This is a genomic window from Aminobacter aganoensis (genome assembly GCF_014206975.1).
In the GTDB taxonomy this organism is placed as follows: domain Bacteria; phylum Pseudomonadota; class Alphaproteobacteria; order Rhizobiales; family Rhizobiaceae; genus Aminobacter; species Aminobacter aganoensis.
Map to the genome: position 1 here is coordinate 1 of NZ_JACHOU010000046.1, position 2,754 is coordinate 2,754.

2 protein-coding genes are annotated in these 2,754 nt (G+C 65.4%); both read right to left on the minus strand.

What is annotated here, in order from left to right; all coding sequences use genetic code 11:
* Window positions 1–1,337, minus strand: a 1,337-nt coding sequence (phnY, locus tag GGR00_RS28145; protein WP_184702867.1) for a phosphonoacetaldehyde dehydrogenase, incomplete at its 3' end; no start/stop codon positions are given.
* Window positions 1,338–1,494: 157 nt separating this feature from the next.
* Window positions 1,495–2,751: a phosphonoacetate hydrolase gene (gene phnA, locus GGR00_RS28150; RefSeq protein ID WP_184702869.1), complete on the minus strand. Its 1,257-nt coding sequence runs from the start codon at window positions 2,749–2,751 to the stop codon at window positions 1,495–1,497.
* Window positions 2,752–2,754 lie beyond the last annotated feature (3 nt).

The following is a 2,754-nucleotide window of genomic DNA, read 5'->3' on the forward strand; positions in this document are numbered from 1 at the left end:
TATCCGGGGACTTCCCAGATGTTCACGGTGCCGACCTGCAGGCCTGCGATGTATTTCTGCATGCGCCGGAAGTCGTTGGTGCAGACGCCAGACGACAGGCCGAAGGCGGTCGAGTTGGAGAGCGCGATCAGCGCGTCGTCATTGTCGGGCGCGCGCACGATCGGGATGATCGGGCCGAAGGTCTCTTCCATGACCAGCTCCGAGGTGTGCGGCACGCGATCGACGACGATCGGCGGCAACAGCGCGCCCTTGCGGCCGGGGTCGTACAGCACTTCGGCGCCCTGCTCGGCGGCCATGTAGACGCGCTTTTCGAAGAGGGCGGCGGCCTTCTCGTGCACCACGGTGCCGAGATCGGTCGACCGGTCCATCGGATCGCCGAACCTGAGCTTCTTCGCCCGCTCCAGCACCATCGGCACGAAGCGGTCGGCGACGCTCTCCTGGCACAGGATGCGCTTGACCGCGGTGCAGCGCTGGCCCGAGTTCTTGGTCGCACCCGCCACGGCGAGGTCTGCCGCCTTGGCGAGATCGTCGTCGGACAGGTCGTTGAGGATGATCAGCGGGTCGTTGCCGCCGAGCTCCAGCACCTGGCGCTTGTAGCCGGCGGTGCGGGCGATCAGCTTGCCGACCGGCACGCCACCGGTAAAGGTGATCAGCTCGATGTTGTCGTTGGTGATCATTTCCGCGCCGATGTCGGCGGGCATGCCGGTGACGACCGACAGCATCTCCGGCGGCAGGCCGGCCTCGTAGAGAATGTCGGCGAGGATCAGTGCCGTCATCGGCGTCAGTTCGGTCGGCTTGACCACCACGCAATTGTTGGTGGCGATGGCCGGGGCCACCTTGTGCGACACCATGTTGAGCGGATGGTTGAAGGGCGTGATCGCCGAGATCGCCTTCAGCGGCTCGCGTGTGGTGAAGATTTTCCGCGCCTTGCCGTGCGGGGTCAGGTCGCAGGAAAAGATCTGGCCGTCGTCCTGGATGCACATCTGTGCCGACAGCGTGAACACGTCATAGGCGCGGCCGACCTCGTAGAGCGAGTCGGCCTTGGAGATGCCGAGCTCCAGCGTGATGACGTCGGATATCTCCTCCTTGCGCGCGGCAAGGGCTTCTGCGGTGCGGAACAGGATCTGCTGGCGCTCGTAGCGCGTCAGCTTGGGCCTGTAGTTGGCCGCGATCTCGAAGGCCTGGCGGGCGTGCTCGGCACGCCCCGCCGGCACCGTGCCGATGACGGCATCGGTGTAGGGATAGTGGACGTTGACGACGCCATCGGCATCGACCTTGCGTCCGGCGATGCGCATCGGCTCGTGGCGCACTTTTATGGAAGTTTCGATCTTGGTCATCGTGGCTCCTTCACCCTCCCCCTTTTGGGCAGGGTCGGCGCGAAGCGCCGGGGTGGGGGTCCAATCAGGTCGAACCGGGTACCCCCACCCCGCCTCGCGAACTTCACGTCGTTTCGTTCACTCCTCGACCCTCCCCACAAGGGGAGGGTAGCGCGCCTCAAGCCAGCGCTGCCGCCATGGCGGCATAATGGAACGCATCGAAGTTGCGCAGTACCGGCTCGTTGGGCAGAGCCGGCAGCTTGCGGTTGACGATGAATGGTACCGCCTGCTCGGTCAGGCCGCCATGCGAGCGCAGCGGCTCGTTCAGCGCCGCGAGGTCGTGGCGATGCTCGCTGGTGCCGATGGTCTTGTTCTCCGAGGACACCAGCACGATGTCGCCGATGCGGTCGGATGGCAGTTCGAAGCGCTCGCAGGCCGTGGCGTTGTCGATGACGACGACGATGCCGTCGATGGCGGCGAGGCGCTTCATGATGTCTGCCTGGTCGGCGCCTTCGGGCAAATAGGCCGTGGCGAACGAGCCGAGCGCGCCGTGATGGACGACGTAAGGATCTGTGATCGGCAGGATGACACGGGCCGCGTCCTTGCCCAGCCACTCGTCGAGCACGTCCTGGACATAGACCACGTCGGGCGAGCCGTCGGCCTTGTGCTTGGGCTTCATGCCGTGGTCGGCGGTAATCACGATGGCTGCGCCAAGCGCGTCGAGTTCGCCGAGATACCTGTCGAACATCTCGTAGAAGGCGTTGGCCTGCGGCACGCCGGGCGCATATTTGTGCTGCACGTAGTCGGTGGTGGTCAGGTACATCACGTCAGGCCGGAACTCCTTGAGCAGCTTGACGCCGGCGGCGAAGACGAATTCCGACAGCTCGGCCGAATAGACTTCCGGAACCGGCTTGCCGAGCCAGGCCGAGGCATTGTCGATGCCGTGCTCGGCCTTGGTCGAGACATCCGACTTCTCCGAGGAAAAGCAGATGGCGCGGCCGTCGTCGAACTTCAGGCCGCTGCCGAGAAGCGCCCTCAGCTTGTCCTTGGCGGTGACCACGGCGACGCGGGCACCGGCATCGTAGAAGGCCTGGAAGACGGTCGGCGCGCGCAGGAAGCGCGGGTCGTTCATCATCACTTCCTTGCCGGTCTCGCGCTCGTAGAGATAGTTGCCGCAGATGCCGTGCACGGCAGGCGGCTGGCCGGTGGCGATCGACAGATTGTTGGGGTTGGTGAAGCTCGGGATGACCGAGTGGGCGGTGCGCTCGGTGCCCTTGGCGCGGACCTTCACCAGGTTCGGCATCAGGCCGGCCTTGACAGCCTCGTCGAGATAGGCCGGCTCGCAGCCGTCGAGGCAGATGGCAATCGCCGGCACCCGCGGCCAGTCGTAGGTGCGGCCGTTGGCGCTGACGTTGATCGTGGTCATCTTGTTCATGGG

What these genes read in the sequence shown, in the direction of transcription:
- phnA (WP_184702869.1), bottom strand. Translation starts at nt 2,751, where the DNA reads ATGAACAAGATGACCACGATCAACGTCAGCGCCAACGGCCGCACCTAC.